This is a genomic window from uncultured Winogradskyella sp. (genome assembly GCF_947496485.1).
Taxonomy (GTDB): domain Bacteria; phylum Bacteroidota; class Bacteroidia; order Flavobacteriales; family Flavobacteriaceae; genus Winogradskyella.
In genome coordinates, this window is record NZ_CANMCZ010000001.1 from 791,860 (window position 1) to 811,403 (window position 19,544).

General features: G+C 32.8%; 22 protein-coding genes. 16 read left to right on the forward strand and 6 right to left on the reverse strand.

Annotation, left to right across the window (positions count from 1 at the left end; genetic code table 11):
* Window positions 1-188: 188 nt before the first annotated feature.
* From Q0822_RS03260 to Q0822_RS03280, 5 genes are all read left to right on the forward strand, one after another.
* On the forward strand, window positions 189-662 hold the full coding sequence (locus Q0822_RS03260) for a nucleoside deaminase (RefSeq protein ID WP_299120090.1): 474 nt from the start codon (window positions 189-191) through the stop codon (window positions 660-662).
* A 48-nt stretch (window positions 663-710) separates the two neighbouring features.
* A complete protein-coding gene (locus Q0822_RS03265) occupies window positions 711-1,127 on the forward strand; it encodes a hypothetical protein (RefSeq protein ID WP_299120093.1) in 417 nt (138 codons plus the stop codon).
* 30 nt (window positions 1,128-1,157) lie between these two features.
* The gene (locus Q0822_RS03270; protein WP_299120095.1) at window positions 1,158-2,561 is read left to right on the forward strand and encodes an FAD binding domain-containing protein; all 1,404 of its coding nucleotides are present in this window, start codon (window positions 1,158-1,160) and stop codon (window positions 2,559-2,561) included.
* Entirely contained in the window at window positions 2,554-4,878 is a 2,325-nt protein-coding gene (locus Q0822_RS03275; RefSeq protein ID WP_299120098.1) for a molybdopterin cofactor-binding domain-containing protein, read from the forward strand. Before Q0822_RS03270 ends, Q0822_RS03275 begins: the two co-directional genes overlap by 8 nt.
* A 121-nt stretch (window positions 4,879-4,999) precedes the next feature.
* Window positions 5,000-5,374, forward strand: a complete 375-nt coding sequence (locus Q0822_RS03280; protein WP_299120101.1) for a hypothetical protein — start codon at window positions 5,000-5,002, stop codon at window positions 5,372-5,374.
* 508 nt (window positions 5,375-5,882) lie between these two features.
* Here Q0822_RS03280 and Q0822_RS03285 read toward each other — a convergent pair.
* From Q0822_RS03285 to xdhC, 3 genes are read right to left on the reverse strand one after another with little or no spacing between them, the layout of a single operon-like run.
* Entirely contained in the window at window positions 5,883-6,368 is a 486-nt protein-coding gene (locus tag Q0822_RS03285) for a nucleoside-triphosphatase (protein WP_299120103.1), read from the reverse strand.
* Window positions 6,365-7,372, reverse strand: coding sequence for a hypothetical protein (locus Q0822_RS03290; protein ID WP_299120105.1), 1,008 nt, complete (start codon window positions 7,370-7,372; stop codon window positions 6,365-6,367). Before Q0822_RS03290 ends, Q0822_RS03285 begins: the two co-directional genes overlap by 4 nt.
* Window positions 7,373-8,170 (reverse strand): xanthine dehydrogenase accessory protein XdhC, encoded by a 798-nt coding sequence (xdhC, locus tag Q0822_RS03295; RefSeq protein ID WP_299120107.1) that lies wholly within the window; start codon window positions 8,168-8,170, stop codon window positions 7,373-7,375.
* A gap of 115 nt (window positions 8,171-8,285) precedes the next feature.
* On the opposite strand from xdhC, the gene Q0822_RS03300 reads away from it, so the two are divergent.
* The 11 genes from Q0822_RS03300 to Q0822_RS03350 all read left to right on the forward strand — a co-directional run bounded on the left by Q0822_RS03300 (window position 8,286) and on the right by Q0822_RS03350 (window position 16,648).
* On the forward strand, window positions 8,286-8,621 hold the full coding sequence (locus tag Q0822_RS03300; protein WP_299120109.1) for an arsenosugar biosynthesis-associated peroxidase-like protein: 336 nt from the start codon (window positions 8,286-8,288) through the stop codon (window positions 8,619-8,621).
* A gap of 51 nt (window positions 8,622-8,672) precedes the next feature.
* Window positions 8,673-9,728: an arsenosugar biosynthesis radical SAM (seleno)protein ArsS gene (arsS, locus tag Q0822_RS03305; RefSeq protein ID WP_299120111.1), complete on the forward strand. Its 1,056-nt coding sequence runs from the start codon at window positions 8,673-8,675 to the stop codon at window positions 9,726-9,728.
* A gap of 4 nt (window positions 9,729-9,732) precedes the next feature.
* Window positions 9,733-10,227 carry a rhodanese-like domain-containing protein gene (locus tag Q0822_RS03310; RefSeq protein ID WP_299120113.1) on the forward strand — a complete coding sequence of 165 codons (495 nt, stop codon included), beginning with the start codon at window positions 9,733-9,735 and terminating at the stop codon, window positions 10,225-10,227.
* Window positions 10,220-10,849, forward strand: a complete 630-nt coding sequence (locus tag Q0822_RS03315; protein WP_299120115.1) for a TIGR04282 family arsenosugar biosynthesis glycosyltransferase — start codon at window positions 10,220-10,222, stop codon at window positions 10,847-10,849. The genes Q0822_RS03310 and Q0822_RS03315 overlap by 8 nt, the downstream gene beginning before the upstream one ends.
* A complete protein-coding gene (locus Q0822_RS03320; protein ID WP_299120117.1) occupies window positions 10,842-11,654 on the forward strand; it encodes a purine-nucleoside phosphorylase in 813 nt (270 codons plus the stop codon). Before Q0822_RS03315 ends, Q0822_RS03320 begins: the two co-directional genes overlap by 8 nt.
* 3 nt (window positions 11,655-11,657) lie before the next feature.
* Window positions 11,658-12,626 carry an arsenosugar biosynthesis arsenite methyltransferase ArsM gene (gene arsM, locus Q0822_RS03325; RefSeq protein ID WP_299120120.1) on the forward strand — a complete coding sequence of 323 codons (969 nt, stop codon included), beginning with the start codon at window positions 11,658-11,660 and terminating at the stop codon, window positions 12,624-12,626.
* Window positions 12,627-12,665: 39 nt separating this feature from the next.
* The gene (locus tag Q0822_RS03330) at window positions 12,666-13,547 is read left to right on the forward strand and encodes a DUF547 domain-containing protein (RefSeq protein ID WP_299120122.1); all 882 of its coding nucleotides are present in this window, start codon (window positions 12,666-12,668) and stop codon (window positions 13,545-13,547) included.
* Between the two features lie 86 nt (window positions 13,548-13,633).
* A complete protein-coding gene (locus Q0822_RS03335; RefSeq protein ID WP_299120124.1) occupies window positions 13,634-14,332 on the forward strand; it encodes a TIGR04283 family arsenosugar biosynthesis glycosyltransferase in 699 nt (232 codons plus the stop codon).
* 23 nt (window positions 14,333-14,355) lie between these two features.
* Complete coding sequence (locus Q0822_RS03340; RefSeq protein WP_299120126.1) at window positions 14,356-15,468, forward strand: helix-turn-helix domain-containing protein; 1,113 nt, start codon at window positions 14,356-14,358, stop codon at window positions 15,466-15,468.
* A gap of 122 nt (window positions 15,469-15,590) precedes the next feature.
* Entirely contained in the window at window positions 15,591-16,085 is a 495-nt protein-coding gene (locus Q0822_RS03345; RefSeq protein ID WP_299120128.1) for a hypothetical protein, read from the forward strand.
* Between the two features lie 2 nt (window positions 16,086-16,087).
* Complete coding sequence (locus Q0822_RS03350; protein WP_299120129.1) at window positions 16,088-16,648, forward strand: YceI family protein; 561 nt, start codon at window positions 16,088-16,090, stop codon at window positions 16,646-16,648.
* Between the two features lie 51 nt (window positions 16,649-16,699).
* Here Q0822_RS03350 and Q0822_RS03355 read toward each other — a convergent pair whose 3' ends face one another.
* From Q0822_RS03355 to Q0822_RS03365, 3 genes are all read right to left on the reverse strand, one after another.
* Window positions 16,700-18,151 carry a nicotinate phosphoribosyltransferase gene (locus Q0822_RS03355; protein WP_299120132.1) on the reverse strand — a complete coding sequence of 484 codons (1,452 nt, stop codon included), beginning with the start codon at window positions 18,149-18,151 and terminating at the stop codon, window positions 16,700-16,702.
* 110 nt (window positions 18,152-18,261) lie between these two features.
* On the reverse strand, window positions 18,262-18,996 hold the full coding sequence (locus Q0822_RS03360) for a metallophosphoesterase family protein (protein WP_299120135.1): 735 nt from the start codon (window positions 18,994-18,996) through the stop codon (window positions 18,262-18,264).
* Entirely contained in the window at window positions 18,993-19,544 is a 552-nt protein-coding gene (locus Q0822_RS03365; RefSeq protein ID WP_299120137.1) for a 2OG-Fe(II) oxygenase, read from the reverse strand. The genes Q0822_RS03360 and Q0822_RS03365 overlap by 4 nt, the downstream gene beginning before the upstream one ends.

Below are 19,544 nucleotides of genomic sequence, written 5' to 3' on the forward strand. Positions count from 1 at the left end.
AGCAATATATCCTTAAAAATAATACTTTACAATCAAATATTTTGTCTTGTGGAAAAGGAATATTTATTTGCAGAAAAGTAATATTTCCTTAATTCGCTGTTTTTTATTAAAACTAAAATAGCATTATAAAACTCTATTTTAGCTAAATTGCAGTGACCACACGTAAATGATAAAAAACTGTATTTACTATGACAAATAAAGAACAATTCATGAAAGAAGCTGTGAACGCAGCTTTAAAAGGCATGAATAACAATGAAGGAGGGCCATTTGGATGCGTCGTGGTTAAAGACGGGAAAATCGTAGGTCGTGGTAACAACAAAGTCACCTCAACTAATGATCCAACAGCACATGCCGAAGTCACAGCCATTAGAGATGCTTGTAAAAACTTAGATTCGTTTCAATTAGATGGATGCATAATTTATACCTCTTGCGAACCTTGCCCAATGTGTTTAGGTGCTATTTATTGGGCACGACCAGATAAAGTCTATTACGGAAGTAATCAAGAAGATGCTGCAAATATTGGGTTTGATGATGAATTTATCTACAAAGAAATTCCTTTACCTAACGAGAAAAGAAGTATTCCTTTTGAGCAATTGGCTCGTGAGGTTGCTTTAGAGCCTTTTGAGGAATGGACTAAGAAAGAAGATAAGACTGAGTATTAAACTTTTTAAAATATGCTCAAATTGAATAAAAATTATTCAATGAACTCAATGAAAAAAATTAAATCATTATTTTTAGTTACTGCCATTATCTATTTTCAATCTTGCCTATTTGGCGCTGGCTTAGTTGAAAGAGAGGTAACAGAAAATTATTGGCTATTTGCAAATGGCTATCTGCATGAAATGAGTCTATGGTATCATCCAGATGATGACAACTCAACTATAGTAGTAGATGAAACTGTTTTTGCAGTTGGATATGATGATGACTTTATAATAGCAAAAAGCCATCCAAAGGATTCCATTAATTATATAAACAAGGAAATTACTTATTACCATATTATTCTAAGAGACAAATTACCCGAATACAATCATATAAAATTAACAAAAAGCGAATTCAAATCTATTGGAGAAACAATAGGTGTTCCTAAAAATATAGAATTTACAATAATTTATAGTGAATTAGAATAACCAAAACTCAGCAAAATAAAATAAGAACAATTGATAACCTTCATCCTAAATAACAAAATCATCACCACTTCAGAGCATTCTGGAATGACCTTATTGGATTTTGTGCGTTATGAACAACGGCTTACAGGAACCAAAATTGGTTGTCGCGAAGGTGATTGTGCAGCATGTACAGTTTTAGTTGGAGAATTAAAAAATGGCAGCATAGAATACCAAAGTATTACCTCTTGTATTTCCCCTTTAGGAAATGCACATGGTAAACATATCGTCACGGTTGAAGGTACAAATCTTAAAGATAAATTAACAACAGCTCAGGAAGCTATGAAAGCTAATTATGCAACACAATGTGGGTTTTGTACTCCTGGTTTTGTGGTTTCGCTAACTGGTTTTGCATTATTAAATTCTGAAAAAAATTATAGTAATGCGCTTGATGCCATTAGTGGAAATATTTGCAGATGTACAGGTTATAAAGCTATTGAAAAAGCCGCTCATCAAGTAGTAGAAAAATTAGACAACCAAAACAATATTGATTGGTTAATTCAGAATGAATTTATTCCAGAATACTTTAAAACCATTCCTAAACGTCTCGGTGATTTAGAAGCAAAAGATAGAAATCAGCCAAAAGGTAAATACGTCTCTGGCGGAACGGATTTATATGTGCAACAAGCCGATCATTTAGCTGATAACGAAGTGCATCTTATTGCAGAAAAAGACTATTTAAAAGGCATCTCTATAAAAAATGGTATTTGCACAATTGGTACTAATTCTACCGTTTCAGACTTATGGAATCATAGTGAATTAAGTATCCATTTTCCAAACTTAAAAAAGCACTTAAAGCTTGTGTCTTCAGAACAAATTAGAAACATGGCATCTCTAGGAGGTAATTTTGTAAATGCCTCACCTATTGGAGATATGACCATTTACTTTTTGGCATTGAACAGTGATATTACCATTACTAATGAAAATGGCTCAGAACGAAACCTCCCTTTAAAACAATTTTATCAAGGCTATAAAACCTATGATTTAAAAGATGGAGAATTATTAAAAGATATTCATTTTAAGTTACCTACACAGAGCACGTTTTTTAATTTCGAAAAAGTTTGCAAACGCACACATTTAGATATTGCGAGCGTCAACTCTGCTATACAAATTACAATGGATAACAATAATATTTTAGAAGCACATGTTGCCATAGGTGGTGTAGCAGCCATTCCAAAATATTTACATGAAACCTCAGCATTTTTAATAGAAAAACCACTGACTCCTGATACTATAATAGAAGCTAATGATATACTTCAAAATGAAATATCACCAATTAGTGATGTTCGTGGCTCAAGTGATTATAAACGTCTATTAGGACGACAATTATTCTTTGCGCATTTTACAGAATTATTTCCGGAAGCATTCACCTTAAATGATTTCGTTCAGCATGCATAAAAATAAATCAAATACAAGGTTAGATTCTAAATTAGATGCGGTTTCCATGTCTATAAAACAGAGTATTAAAAACATGGATTCTTATACGCATGTTCGCGGTGAATCTTTGTATGTAGATGATGTGAATGTGCGGCAAGGTACATTTCATGCTGTGGTTTTTGATTCGCCGAAAGCTCATGGAAAAATAAAATCGATTGATTATTCAAAAGCGGAAGCCTTAGACGGTGTTGAACGGATTTTTACCTATAAAGATGTGCCTGGTGAAAATGAAATTGGAGGTATTATTAAAGATGAACCTTTATTCGCAGAACACGAAGTTCACTTTTGGGGAATGCCAATTGCTTTAATCGTTGCTGAATCTGAATTTATTGCCCGAAAAGCGAGAAGTCTCATAGACATAGAGATTGAAGAATTTCCAGTCATCACAACAGCAAAACAAGCCAAAGCAAAAGGTAGTTTTATAAATGCGCCGAGATCTTTTAGTCTTGGTGATGCCGAAAACACATTTAAGGATTGTGATTACGTTTTTGAAGGCGAAACCTTCTCTAACGGACAAGAACATTTATATATCGAAGCACAAGGTGCTTATGCAGAACCTCTAGAAAATGGTAATATAAAAATCACCTCATCAACGCAAGGACCAACGGCTGTTCAAAAAACGGTCGCCAATGTGCTTGGTGTTGCGATGCACAAAATTGAAGTTGATGTGACACGTTTGGGTGGTGGATTTGGGGGCAAAGAAGACCAGGCCACACCTTGGGCTGTAATGGCAGCTTTAGCGACTTATCATTTAAATCAATCCGTAAAATTGATACTAAATCGGCATGATGATTTACGAATGACTGGCAAGCGACATCCTTATGAAAGCACCTATAAAATCGGATTGTCTAAAGACCTGAAAATACTAGCTTACGAAGCTGAATTTCTTCAAAATTCTGGAGCAGCAGCTGATTTGTCACCTGCCATTGCAGAGCGTACGTTGTTTCATGCAACGAATAGTTATTATGTACCAAATGTAAAAACAACTGTGATTAGTTGTAAAACCAACTTACCTCCAAATACAGCGTTCAGAGGCTTTGGTGGACCACAAGGTATGTTTGTTATTGAGTCTGCTATTGCAAAAGCAGCTTCTGAAATTGGTGTTTCACCAAGACAGATTCAGGAAGCGAACTTGTTAGATGAAGACGACACCTTTTCTTATGGACAAATTGCTAAAAAAGTAGAAGCTAAAAATACGTGGAATTCTGCCAAATCCTTATTTAATATTAAAGCACTAGAAAAAGAGGTTGGAGATTTTAATAAGAATAATACGAGTTTCAAAAAAGGTTTAGCTTTTATGCCTATTTGTTTCGGTATTTCGTTTACCAATACACCAATGAATCATGCACGAGCATTGGTTCATATTTATCTTGATGGCAGTGTTGGTGTAAGTACAGCTGCTGTTGAAATGGGACAAGGTGTGAATACGAAAATTATGCAAATTGTTGCACAAGCGTTTTCGATTCCGATTGAAAAAATTAAGATCGAAACTACCAATACAACTCGAGTTGCCAATACCTCGCCTTCTGCTGCAAGTTCTACTGCAGATTTAAACGGAAAAGCAACTTTAAAAGCTTGCAAATCACTTTTAGAGCGTTTGAAGAAAGTAGCTGCCGAAGATTTAAATGTTTCTGAAGAAAAGATAGAATTGAAAAACGAATTCATTTATGTTAACGATAAAAAATCAAACTTAAGTTGGAATGAGCTCATTAGTAGCACCATGCTAAAACGTGTCGCTTTAACTGAAAACGCGCATTACGCCACGCCAGAAATTCACTTTGATAAAACCAAAGAAAAAGGACATCCTTTTGCCTATCATGTATACGGAACAGCAATCATAACCACAACAGTAGATTGTACACGTGGTACTTACGAATTTGATTCGGTAAAGATTGTTCACGATTACGGAAAGAGCATGAGTGAAGGCATTGATTTAGGCCAAGTCGAAGGAGCACTGGCACAAGGTATTGGGTGGATGACAATGGAAGAGATTGCCTATAATGATGAAGGTCGTTTGTTATCTAATGCCTTATCCACCTACAAGATTCCTGATATATTTTCGGTTCCTAAAGACGTTGAAGTCATACCTGTAGAAACTCAAGGTCATGAATTAGCGATTTTAAAATCTAAAGCCGTTGGCGAACCACCTTTAATGTATGGTATTGGTGCTTATTTTGCGATTCAGAATGCCATGAAAGCATATAATCCAAACTATGATTTAAAATTCCATGCACCAATGACTCCTGAAAAAGTTTTAATGGGTCTTTACCAAAAATAATCGCCTTATCGCACTTCATTATAGAAAACAAAACATATTAAAAGGCGCATTAATTTATAGTGCTGGTGATACTGTTGCTGCTTTATTACTTGGAGAATTCTCTTGGTATCGTTTGCTGGGAATGGTATTAGTTGGTGCCACATTCTACGCTTTTGAAATTCCAAATTACTTTGATTGGATTGTAAAACAAACTAACAATTTAAAAGGCTTAAAAGCCACTTTAACTAAAACTGGATTAGCCATAGCCTATTTTAATCCCTTGTGGATTGCCAGACATTTACTATTCATCAAATTATTTTCTGGTCAGTTTGAAGCTATTAACTTTAGCCTTTTAGAGATTGCTTTTTGGTCGTTTTTGGTTAATATTCCTATTTCTTTTATTGCGAATTATATCATTCAAAACCGATTTAAACTCAAATGGCGCTTTTTGGGAAGTGCTATATTTTCTGCACTTATGGCCATTTATTATGCTTTGAGTGAGACTTTTTTTAGTTGATCAATTCCTAATGGGCAGGAATCTTATCAGTAATTGTTAGTAAATTTCACATCATAGCATCACTAAAATATTACCAGTGGTATTTTATCTGCATTAGTAGGTGCAAAATAACCTTCAAAAACTACTTCTTAAGGATGCCAAACAATAACATCTATATTAATTAGTGAATGAACAATTTAGATGAGTTTTAATATTACTAATAATTGATATGTAAAAACAATAAACACAATTAATTCCATTAATAGCTTGAATACCCTATATATACTTGTCCATTTAATTGTCTTAAATTTTTTCATAATAAATAGATTTAAATTAAATAATCAGTTCAACTTCTATTTGAAGTTATGAATTATTATGAAAAAAAAATGTTCGAAATAAATTCTGTTATTAGCTAATCTTTATCAGCAGCACAATAACAAAACATCCTAAGAGAATTTCGTTATCAGTAAAAGGTACATTTGCACCACAATAAATGACTATAAAATCAATTTATGACAATACATTAACATTACACAATTGTTTTTAAATCCTCTTTTACAAGTAATGTATATGCTTCTATTTGATAGTAATTTACAATCTCTTCCAGCAAAGATGTTCTAACCACAAGAATTAAATGCCTATTACCATTAAACACATAATCGAGAACTAATTTTTCAGCTGCATCGTGTAAACCTTTATTTTTTAATTCTAGTTTTCCTAATTCGTCAATAATAAGATATTGACTTTTGGTTTTCAAGCTTAATGCTATTAGAAATTTATTAGCCTCCTTAAATACAGATTTTAAAAAATGAAACGGTCCAATAGTAATCACCATTTCAGATTGGGATTCAACTTCAAGTTCAAGTTTCTCTTGAGATTTAATTTTTAAGAAATAGCGTTTACCATTTTCATCATCAGGACAAAGCAAACCATCAACATCATTACGGTCTTTAGTCCAATCTAATAAAGCCGACGTCTTCCCTGTTCTAATATCACCTGTTAGAATATATATCACTCTGAAGGCAGTTTAAAATGAATACAATTAGAAATACTATTCGCCATAAAATATTTGAAACGCGTATAACCTTTTAGATGTTTTGTCTCTTGCCATGTATATGACAAAATTCGTCTGAAGTATGGAAATAAGTCCATTGCATTGGTAATCTCTTCTTTGTACTGAGATTCTTTTTTATTTAGGTATTTCCGAATCAGCTTCAGTAAAAATGGTCCAATAACCAAATACCATAACATCAGAATTAAAAAGCTTCGAAGTAAAATATAAATGGCTTTTTGCCAACCAAACAAGTTGCCACCAAAAACTGAAAATGCTAAAACGATTACTGCGACTGTTATTAACCAAACCCAAATGACTTTGGTTTTAAAAGACACCTTCTTTTTTTGACCTTCAGATATACTAGTTTCATGTTCTAGATAAAAATCAGTTTCTTTTTTATTGGCAATTATTTTTATAATATTCTTGATGAAAATTCCTGCTAAAATTCCACAAATACCATACACTAAAAGATATAGTGTCACTAAAAAAGATGTTGTAGAGGTATCGAAAATAAAATTTAATTTCTTCTGAACCCAAACACCGTATAGATTAATGGCTTCCCATAATTCTGTCCCATAAACAATAGTGAGAATCAATAATTTTTGAAGTGCAGATTCTAAAAATGTCACCATTCCTAAAACAATGATAGTCGCTCCTTTCCATGAGAATTTAGAAAATAATAATGCTCCGAAAATCGCCTGAAAACTAACAGCAACATAAGCTCCAAATGGAGAATATGGACTCACTGCCATTTTAATAATTAATACAATAACCAAAGCTTTTAAAATGGCTTGCCATTTATTCTCGGCATAATAAGCTATTAAACTGATAAGTAAAATTGCGATTCCACCAACAATTAAACCTGTAAATGGTGTATTAAAAACATGTAGAAATCCACCTAAGCCAGATTCATTCAGTGCCCAAAGTGCTGTTAACTTATCTATAATGGATTTGTTGTTTTTCATTTATTCAGCAGTAGCTTGATAATGTACTTGAAGTAATTGTGCTACAACACTAATGGCAATCTCTTTTGGTGTATCACCACCAATAGGTAAACCTATAGGACAGACTACATTTTTCATTCCATCTTCAATTTTCATTTCCTTAATAAGCATATTATTAAAACGTGCTTTTTTCGTTTTACTACCTATTAAACCTAAATATTTGGTTTCATTTTGCAATGCCATAGCCACAATATCAAAATCAATAGCATGATTATGCGTTAGTACTAATATATAGCAATTATTTCCCCAAGTTACAGCATCTCTAAAGGTTTTAAAATCGTTTTCCTTCACCTGACATTGTTCAATACTTTCATCAATACTAAATTCAGAAAACCAATGAGGTCTAGAATCAATAAGCTTTACTTTGAAAGGTGTATTTACTAATAAATTGGCAATTTCAGTTCCAATATGTCCTGCTCCGAATAAAAATAACTCTGGTGATTGATTCATAGGTTCTATAATAAATTCTACTTTTCCACCGCAACATTGCGCAAAGTCTGGTCCTAAAGTATAAGACGATTCAATGATTCTATTTTCTTTTAAAGCTACGATGGCTTCGTCTATAGCTTTAAACTCTAACTTCCCACCTCCTATGGTTCCAAAAATTGTTTTGTCTTCAGTTACTATCATTCGCGAAGACACTACACAAGGTGCTGAACCCGAACATTTTGTAACTGTAATTAAAGCAACAGGCTGTCGTTTAGATTTAAATTCTGATAAAAGTTCTATCCAATTTTTCATACTGAGTAAAAAGAGCATTTAAAAGTAAGGTTTTTTAAGTGAAAATATTTTCAGTTTTTTCTGTAATCTTTAAGATTTAACTTCGACAAAAAGTGCTATATTGATTTTTCGTAGAATTAAATAAAAACTATATATGTCAAAGACGTATTACGATCCTGCAGATCTTAGAAAATTTGGAAAAATAACAGAATGGAGTGAAGAATTGGGGAATAAATTTTTTGAGTATTATGGTAAAGTATTTGAAGAAGGTGCTTTAACTGCACGCGAAAAATCACTTATTGCTTTAGCTGTATCACATACCGAACAATGCCCATATTGTATTGATGCCTATACCAAAGATGGTCTGCAACGTGGAGTGACAAAAGAAGAAATGATGGAAGCCATACATGTAGGCGCTGCTATAAAAAGTGGTGCGACTTTAGTACATGGAGTGCAAATGATGAATAAGGTTAATAAATTGGATGGCTAACCCTAAAACCATTCTTATTTTAATCTCGTAAGTAAAAAGACAAACAAATTAATGGCAACAAAGTCCCTAAAAAAAAGACATAGCGATCTCGCAAACAGCAATAGACAATTAGAAATTTTATCCAATGGTATTTTTCAGAATGGAGAACTACCTACGTTTAAGGCTAAAATTTCTGAAACGAGTCAATTTCCTCTAAAAGCAAAAAAACTTGAAATTCTACAAATCAATGTAGGTTACATGTGTAATCAGGTTTGTGACCATTGTCATGTAGATGCTGGTCCTGACCGAAAGGAAATTATGACCAGAGACACTATGAAAGAATGTCTTGAAGTCATAAAAAACACAGGAGCACATACTTTAGATTTAACTGGTGGAGCACCAGAAATGAATCCAGATTTTAGATGGTTTGTAGAAGAAGCTGCCAAAGCCGGTATTAAAGACTTTATTGTGCGTTCTAATTTGACGATTATTCGTGCTAACAAAAAGTATTATGATTTACCAGAATTCTTTAAAAAGCACAATGTACATGTAGTAAGTTCAATGCCGCATTGGACACGTGGAAAAACTGATAAGCAACGAGGTGATGGTGTTTTTGATAAATCTATAAAAGCATTACAAGAGCTGAATGCTGTTGGCTACGGTATGCCAGATAGTGATTTACGACTAGATTTAGTATACAATCCATCTGGTGCATTTTTACCTGGTGATCAAGCCTCTATGGAAAAGGATTTTAAGAAAGCCTTATTAGAAGATTTCAATATTCAGTTTCATAATTTGTTTGCGATTACCAATCTTCCTATCAGTCGATTTTTAGATTACTTAATAGCATCTGAGAATTACGAAGACTATATGTATTCACTTGTTGAGGCTTATAATCCTGCAGCTGTGGAAAATGTAATGTGTACCAATACACTTTCCGTAAGTTGGGATGGTTTTTTGTTTGATTGTGATTTCAACCAGATGCTAGAACTACCTGTAAATAGTAAGGTGAAACATATTTCAGAATATAACGAAGACCTTTTGGAGGGTCGAAATATTGTAATTTCCCAACACTGCTACGGCTGTACTGCTGGTGCAGGAAGTAGTTGTCAAGGATCAGTAGCTTAATATTATGAAAAAATCAATTTTACTTATCGTCCTATTTATTTCAAGCTTTGGGTTTGCTCAGAAAAGCATTTCAAAATTACTTAAGAAATATAATACCGAAAGTATTCCTTATATCTCAGTACAAGAATTAGCAATGCCAGATTCAGAAGCTATTATTCTAGACTCAAGGGAAATGAAAGAATATGAAGTCAGCCATATTAAAAATGCAATTCAGGTAGGTTACGATGATTTCGACATAGAAACTGTAGAGAAACACGTTTCTGATAAATCGAAAACCATAGTAGTTTACTGTTCTGTTGGTATTCGTTCAGAAGACATAGGAGAGCAACTTAAGAAAGCTGGTTACACCAATGTCTATAATTTGTTTGGTGGTATTTTTGAATGGAAAAACAATGACTACACAGTCTATAATAATGAAGATGAACCAACCGAAAATGTACATACATTTTCAAAAGAATGGAGCCGATGGCTTTTAAAAGGAATTAAAATTTATGACTGATGCACTTGTAATTGTGTTTGTAAAAAACATAAAACTAGGAACCGTAAAAACAAGACTCGCTAAAACCATTGGCGATTTTGGTGCTTTTGAGGTCTATTCTGAATTGGTGAAAATAACAGAAAAAGCCACTGAACGCTTAGATTTTGATAAACGTATTTATTTTTCAAATTCAGTTGTTGATACCAAATGGCAAAATGACTTTAAGACTGTTCAAAATGGTGTCGACTTAGGCGAACGTATGCTCAATGCTTTTAAAGATGGGTTTGAAGCTGGCTATAAAAAAATAGTACTTATCGGATCTGATTTACCAGATATAAATTCTAATCACATAACCAAAGGCATAGAAGCTTTAGATGAAAATGACGTCGTTTTTGGACCAGCTGAAGATGGAGGCTATTATCTTGTAGGTTTATCAAAAATGGAAGCTTCAATTTTCATAAACAAACCATGGAGTCAATCTAATCTACTTGACGAAACGTTACAAGAGTTACAGAAACGTCAGGTTTCCGTTAGTACCTTAGAGCCTCTTAATGATATTGACACTTATGAAGATTTAATAGCCTCAGGTTTTTATAAATCAAACTTAAAACTACAAGAAAAAATACAGCAAATTAATGATTAAATATATTTCAGAAAGCACAGAATATTTACAAAGTAAAGGCTTTGATAATCCCGAAGTTGGTATCATTTTAGGCACAGGCTTAGGTCAACTTATCAATGAAATTGAAGTCTTAGCAGAAGCTAGCTATAATCATATTCCAAACTTTCCAACGGCAACTGTAGAGTTTCATAAAGGGAAACTCATTTACGGAGTTTTAGAAGGTAAAAAAGTTGTGGTGATGCAAGGACGATTTCATGTTTACGAAGGTTACACATTACAAGATGTGACGTTCCCTGTTCGGATTATGGAGAAATTAGGTATAAAAACATTACTCGTCTCTAACGCTTCTGGAGCAATAAATTTAAACTTTAAAAAAGGCGAATTAATGCTTATTGACGATCACATTAACTTACAAGGTGGTTCGCCTTTAGCTTTTAAAGGAGTTTCTGAATTGGGAGAACGTTTTACAGATATGAGTGCTCCTTATAATGCTGAGATCAATTCAAAATTTGAAAGTATTGCCAAAGAAAACGACATAATACTACATAAAGGGGTTTATGCAAGTGTGGTTGGACCTCAATTAGAAACAAGAGCTGAATATCGCATGCTAAAAACAATAGGTGCAGATGCTGTTGGCATGAGTACCGTTCCTGAAATTATCGTTGCTAATCACTTAAATTTAAAAGCTGCCGCAGTTTCTGTTTTAACAGACGAATGCAATCCTGATAATTTAAAACCAGTTAACATCGCTGAAATTATTGCAATGGCTGGAAAAGCTGAACCGAATATGATTACATTATTTAAAGAATTAATAAAAACGCTATAGAAAATGAGCTATTTAGAAGCTACAAACACCTTATATAAAGAAGCAGCCTTAACACCAGATGTTGGTTTATGCTGTACAACAAATCCGATTTGGGAGTTACCTGGTTTAAAAATTCCAAGAATAATGCAAGAGATGAATTACGGTTGTGGTTCTACAGTGCATGCTCGAGATTTAACTAATAACCCAAAAATGCTTTATGTTGGTGTTGGTGGAGGCATGGAATTATTACAATTCTCTTACTTCAACAGACAAAAAGGTGGAGTTATTGGTGTGGATGTAGTGGATGAAATGTTAGAAGCTTCTCGTAAAAACTTTAAAGAAGCTGAAGCTCAAAATGATTGGTTTAAATCTGAATTTGTTGAGTTAAAAAAAGGGGATGCTATGAATCTTCCTGTTGAAGATAATAGTATTGACGTTGCTGCTCAGAATTGCTTATTCAACATTTTTAAAGCTGATGATTTAAAGAAAGCCATAGCAGAAATGTATCGCGTTTTAAAACCTCATGGTCGTTTGGTTATGAGTGATCCAACTTGTGAGCAACCCATGAATGACGAATTACGTAATGATGATCGCCTTAGAGCACTTTGTTTAAGTGGTAGTTTACCAATTGCTGAATATGTAAAAGCTTTGACTGATGCTGGATTTGGAACTATTGAAATTAGAGCAAGAAAGCCTTACAGAATTTTAGATCCTAAAAATTATCCAACTGATGAATTAATTTACATCGAATCCATTGAAGTTGCTGCGATTAAAGATCCAATGCCAGCTGATGGTCCATGTATCTTTACAGGTAAAGCTGCTATTTATTATGGAGATGAAGATTATTTTGATGATAAAGCAGGACACATTTTGTTAAAAAATCAACCATTAGCCATTTGCGATAAAACAGCAGGTGCATTACAAGCACTAGGTAGAGATGATATTTATTTCTCAGAATCTACCTTTCATTATGATGGCGGAGGTTGTTGTTAGATAGATCCTTTGGGCTATTATTTGAATAAAAAAAGAAACATGAAATATCTTCAACTTTTACTACTAAGCCTATTGGTGTTGGTCAGCTCATGTTGTGGGGCAAAAAAGACAATTAAAAGTCAATCTGAACCAACAAAGGAATTAGCTGTTGTTATAGAAGTTCCTGATGTGGTTGAAACTCCAAAAATTTCAGAACTGCCTCAACCACCTCAAGAAACTGAAATGGAAGAAACCACATTACCTCTTCCTCCAAAACCTCCAAAACAGATTGAAGAATCTACTTTCAACCACAGTAGATGGAACAAGCTATTACAACAATTTGTATCTGAGAATGGGAATGTTGACTATAAAAAAATAAGAGATGACCGGTTTCAATTAGATATTTATATAGATATTTTAACTCATAATATGCCAACTGAAGAATGGTCCAAAAATGAAAAACTAGCCTATTGGATTAACGCATATAATGCCTTGACTATAGATTTAATACGTCGTAATTACCCTCTAGAGAGTATAAAAGACATTAAAGACCCCTGGGATCAACGTTTATGGGAATTTGGAGATAAGTGGTTAAACCTCAATGATATTGAACATAAAATATTGCGTAAAATGGATGAGCCACGTATTCATTTCGCAATAGTTTGTGCATCAGAATCTTGTCCAAAACTTCAGAATGAAGCTTTTACTGTCGATAATTTAGAAGCTCAATTAACTAATGCTACTAAAGAATTTTTAGTTGACACATCTAAAAACGAGCTTTCACAAAATAACATAAAGCTTTCTAAAATATTTAAATGGTTTAAAAAAGATTTTGAGCAAGGTGGTAGCTTAATTGATTTTCTAAATCAATACTCAGAAGTTACTATATCTAGTAGTGCTAAAAAAAGCTTTAAAGATTATAATTGGGATTTAAATGAATAATCTTTCTCAACTTGTCATTCTGAACTTGTTTCAGAATCTCATTAAACCTATAGATGCTGAAATAAATTCAGCATGACAAAAAAATTATGACTAAAATTTCAATCATAATACCTGTACTAAATGAGTCAAAAACTATTAAAAGTTTACTTTTTCATTTAATTGATAATGCCTCATTAAATTCAATTTCTGAGATAATAGTTGTAGATGGTGGAAGTACAGATAACACCAAAGAAATAATACAATCCTTAGGCTTAGATATTATTCTTTTAACTTCAGAAAAAGGCAGAGCCAAACAAATGAATCTTGGCGCTAAAAATGCTAAAGGTGAAATCTTGTATTTTCTTCATGCAGATTCATTCCCACCAAACAGGTATGACAAACTTATTTTAGATGAAGTTAATAAAGGTAATAATGCTGGCTGTTTTAGATTAAAATTTGACAGTAAGCATTGGTGGTTACGTTTAGCAAGTTGGTTAACACAATTTCGTTGGCGCGCCTGTCGTGGTGGTGATCAGAGTCAATTTATAACAAAAGTCTTATTTGAAAGATTAGGAGGGTTTAATGAAAATTATCTCATCTATGAGGACAATGATTTAATAAGCAAATTATATGCTATAAATGAGTTTACTGTTATTCAACAAAAGATAACAACATCGGCAAGATGTTATCAAAAACATGGTGTTTGGAAACTACAATATCATTTTTGGACTATTCATTTAAAACACTTTTTTGGCGCATCTGCACAAGAGCTTCATAGTTACTATAAAAAGAATATTGCATCGTAATTCATCTTGTGTATCTTTAAATTGTGAAACCGCTAGAAATTTTTCTTTCAATTTTGTTATCTATTGGAGCCATTCAGGGAACTATTTATGGCTTTATTCTATGGAAAAACAAAAATGTAAACACCATAGCCAATAAATTTTTAGCAGTAATTCTATGGTTTTTTGCATACAGACTTCTTGTTGAAGTTTTAAAGTTGTTCGGTATTGGATATTATGACACTTGGTATCATATACTATTAGAATACAATTGGATTTATGGTGCTTTAATTTTCTTTTTTGTTAAAGCTTATGTGACGCCAAAATTTAAATTAAACCTCAAACAAGATTGGATTCATTTTCTTCCAGTAATTATTGAATTTATCTGGAGTAACTTTATAAAATCTCAAAATTTCTTTTGGGACGGCACACGTGAAAGCCTTTCATGGTTAGGATATTGGGGCTATGTTGTTTGGATGCAATACCCAACACAATATGTTGTTTGTACAGCTCTAATCGTTTTTTACATTTCGAAATCCGAAAAACTGCTATTGCAACCACAAGCGGAATCCTACGAAATAATAACAGAAAACACAAAATGGATTAGTCGTGTTTTAAAAATCATGAAACTCTATTCTATTCTTGTCATTTTGGTTGTTTTAATAGATTTCATCTTTTTTGATTATGCTTTTAATCGTATATACCACTACCCAATATTTATAGGAATGGCCATAATCACCTATTGGCTGGGCATTGAAGGGTTTAATAAAAGAACTACATCTGTTATTAAAATTAAAACGGTTCTAGATCCAAAAGAAAAGCTTCAGTTAGAAGAAATTGCATTAAAAATTAAAACTTTAATGTTAGAAGAAAAAAGCTTTAAGAATCCAGATATTACTTTATCTAGTTTATCAGAACAAATTGGTGTAAAATCTTATTTAACTACAAAGTGTATAAATACTATTTTCGGTAAAAAATTCAATGATTTTATTAATGAATATCGTATTGATGAGTTAAAAACACTTCTAGAAGATCCGAAAAATAAAAATTACACCTTATTAAGCCTTGCTTTTGATGCTGGTTTTAACTCTAAAGCCTCTTTTAATAGAGCTGTAAAGAAATTAACAGGTGAATCCCCAAGTGCCCTAAAATCAAGATAAACACAGTCTCAATTTCTTAATTGACTCTTTATTTTTTCTTCAAAAACGTCTCAAATCTTTAATCGAGACGACTCGCATAAGTTCTTATTGCATCTTTGTTTCATCAATTTAAAAATCCATTAATGATGAAAACAAAAGTTACATTCTTATTAGTATTCCTATTTCAATTCGCCTTTGCTCAAGTCGATTATGGAACACCTTCTAATGCGTCTTTACCAGAGAAACTTCAAAATCTGAAAGTTGAAATTGAAGTTATGCACTTTCCAAAAGAGAATGACCCGATTAAGATTAAGGATAAATACTATTGGAAACATGCTACGGCAATTTTATCAAAACTAAGCGATGTGAAGATAATAGAGTTTGGTGCTTATCTTTTTCACAATGACAAATGGAACTTACGTAAGTCCTATGACTTAAAAGATCTTGACAAAAACTTTGGAACCAAAAAACAGGTAATGTCTCAAGGAGAGCCTTATGTGTGGTCAAAAAATTGGCGTATAGACAATCGCCTTTTTGGAGGTTGGGCCATGTGGTACTTTATAGGCGTCAATGATAAAGGAGAAACCATTTGTGGTTATGAAACAATTAATACAACATCTAATCTTTTAAATAAATAATTATGAAAACGAAACATCTAAAAACTTTTATTTTAATTGGCTTAATATCCATAGCTGCATTTAGTCAAAATAAAACTGTAAATAAAAATGAAAGTACAATAAGCTGGACAGGCAAAGCCGCTTTTAATGCCTATTCATTAACAGGAACTCTAAAAGTAAAGAGTGGCAATGCTAGTATTGAAAATGATTCTATTAAATCATTGAATATTATAATTGATATGAAAAGTTTAGATCACGAAAATGGTGACTTAAAAAAACATCTAAGAGGTAAAGATTTCTTCGAAGTTAAAACCTATACCGAAGCAACTTTTACTGTATCTCAACCCTTTCAAATAAAAAATGGAAGTGCAGAAGTTACAGGTCAACTCAAAATTAAAGATGTTATAAGAACAGAGACTTTTATTGTAAATCTTAATGATGATTATTCTATGTTATCGTTTGATATTTCTGTTGATCGCACTAAATATGGTGTAAAATTTAACTCACCTAGTTTTTTCAAAAAAATGAAAGAAAATGCAATTGCAGACGAGTTTAAATTGAAAGGAAATCTAAAGTTAGACTAAAATTAAATCTAAGCATTATATCAATTTGTATAATGCTTAGACATATGGGATTTAACTTTTTGTTCTTATTCTAATTTCATTTAAAGACTCATTAAGTATTAATTTCCCATCACGAAACACCTCTTTTAACTCACCTTCTTGTTCTTCGTTCCAAGATACTTGATCCAATAACTTATATACTCCATTATGTTTTTCAATCTTAACTAATCCTTTTGCAGATTTCTTGGTACCATCATCGGTAATTGGGTCTTTATAGATTTCTCTACCTGCACCGTTAACTTCGCCATAAGTTGCCTTCATAGCAAAACCAAAAGTATCGCGTGTATTATATTGATATGTGAATGAACCGATTCCTAAAACCACATTTGTTGATGCGAAGCCTTTTTGTTTTAAACGTTCACAGATTTGTTTTGCTCTGTCTAAAGTGATACTGTCACCATAAATAGCACCTATGTGCGAATCGAGTTCTTTATAACCTTTAGTATTTGTTGTACCACCAAAAGTTTCCCAAAGTAGCTGTATAACTCCTTTTCTCTCTTCTTGAGTTTTGCCGTTAGGATTTCCACATACTATATCCACTGGGTCACCTGAATCTGGACGTATAACTACTTTTCCCTCTCTAGCTAATACCTCATTTTTGAGATTTGGTAAATACTCAGTTAGCACTTTCCATAGATCCCAAGTATCAGAAACTATAGATACAATTCCATTAGGATACACTTCAGTAATTAGACGTTTAAAAGTTTCCTGTTCGCCTAAATTTGTTCCCATACACATTACGGAATGTTCTGTTGCTGCTACAGAACCACCAACTAAATCTGTATCTGAATTTGCATTATAGTAAGTCTCCAAAAAGTCAATTGCTGGTATAGTATCAGTACCTGTAAAACTTAACAGATGACCAGCAGCAGACATTACTGCAGCTTCTAATCCTGCCATACCTCGCATTGAGAAATCATGGCCTTGCCAATCTACAAATTCTTGTATAGACGATGTTTCTTCAGCATAATTGTCTAATATTTTGCGATACTCTTTTGCAATCGTTGCTGAGTTACATGGCATCCAAAGTGTCGTTGATAATATGGTTTCGAAATAGTTGGTTAACCAGAAAAATTCTGGTTTGGTATTATACATAGTTACCATTGGTACCCTAATTGGCACTTGTGTTCCTTCTGGCAACGCTTTAATTACCATTGGCAAATAACCTAAATCGTGTAGGGCTTCAATGTGTTCTATACCAACTTGGTTTTGACCTAAATAATTATTAATTCGTCTTGTATAGCGTTTACAAATCTCTTCCTTCGGTTGATTGAAAAAATTAGTATTAAAATCTTCAATCATGTATTTTTTGATGAAATATTGTAGTCCAAAAAAGACAACGTCTTCTACTCCTTCTATTCTGCTTTTTCTTGGTGTCCAGTTAGAGTATACTAATGTTGTACCTTCTGGATATTGTCTTCTATGATCTACTTTGTAACCGTCTGTGTATAATAATGGGTTCATAATATTTAATTTGCGTAATTATTACACAAATATAAATTAGAAATAATTATAAACAAAATATTTTGCGTAATTTTTACGCAAAATATTAAATAAACTTCATTAAAAGATTATTAATTCTTATTTCTCCCCAGTTCGTTAGGATATAAATCCTTAACGATATCACTTTGAAAAACTTGTTTAGTATCAATATCCATAGCAGATAATCTACCCGTAAAAGCAGCACCCGTATCTACATTCCAAACATTAGCAGCATTCATTGGATGCATTTTGAAATAATTGATTGTTGGTGTATGTCCAATATAAATTTCCTTATAATGTTTGAGTCTGTTTGGGTATAATGCTGAGTTCTTTGCGATGCGTTTATCCATAGTCAAAGCCATTTCCCAAAGCGTTCTATCAAAATAGAAAATCTGAACATTAAACTCTTTTTCTACTCCATGCATTGAGGTAAAACCTGCGTGAACAAATAGCCGTTTTTGATCATCGATATGATACATGTCCATAGCTTCAAAGAAGCTCAGATGTGCTTTCTTTTCGTCTTCAGAAAAACCAGCATAACTTTCTATAGTTTCTTTTCCACCATGTTGATACCAAACTTCATTCACAAATCCAGATGCCAACCATTCTTCACACCAAGCATCGTGATTCCCTTTTATAAAAATACATGTATTGGATTTTGATAAGTCTATTAAATATGCAATCACTTGAGCAGATTCGCTCCAACCATCTACATAGTCTCCTACGAAAATGAGTTTATCGTCTTCTCTAATTTGAAATTCTTTAAGTAATTGTTTTAAGGCTTTTAATCCTCCATGTATGTCTCCTATGGCTAGTGTTCTTTTCATTCTTCTAATTTATACATTACATCTGTACGCAACACATATTTTACTCCAGAAATTATTTCTTTCCCTTCATGTCGATAAGGATGCTGAAATATAAGTGCTGTTCCTTTTTTAGGGACAACAGTTTCTAACTTCCTAAATTCAGTTTCACCTCCTTCAAAATCATCATTTAAATAAATAATAAATGAAAAGAAGCTACACTCTTTATCGTTTCTCTGGTAGCTTCCATCTCGATGCATTTTAAAACGCTGTCCTTCAGTATAACGATAAATTCTAAACATTTCGTTTAAATTTAAAGCCGTATATATTCCCTTTTTTTTCGGCATAAACGGCTGCACACGCTGCCAAAGGTCATCTGCTAAATCCTGGTTAAAAAACAACAGTCTATCATTATTTCGCACACCTTTGTTCATCACTTGTGAGCCATGAATACTAATTTTAGCCTCTTCAAACTCTTGCGAATTTCCGAAATTTATATAGTGATCACACTCTTCTGAGGTTAAAAAATCTTCAACTAAAAATAAGTCCTTATGTAATTCTATTTTTTTCAT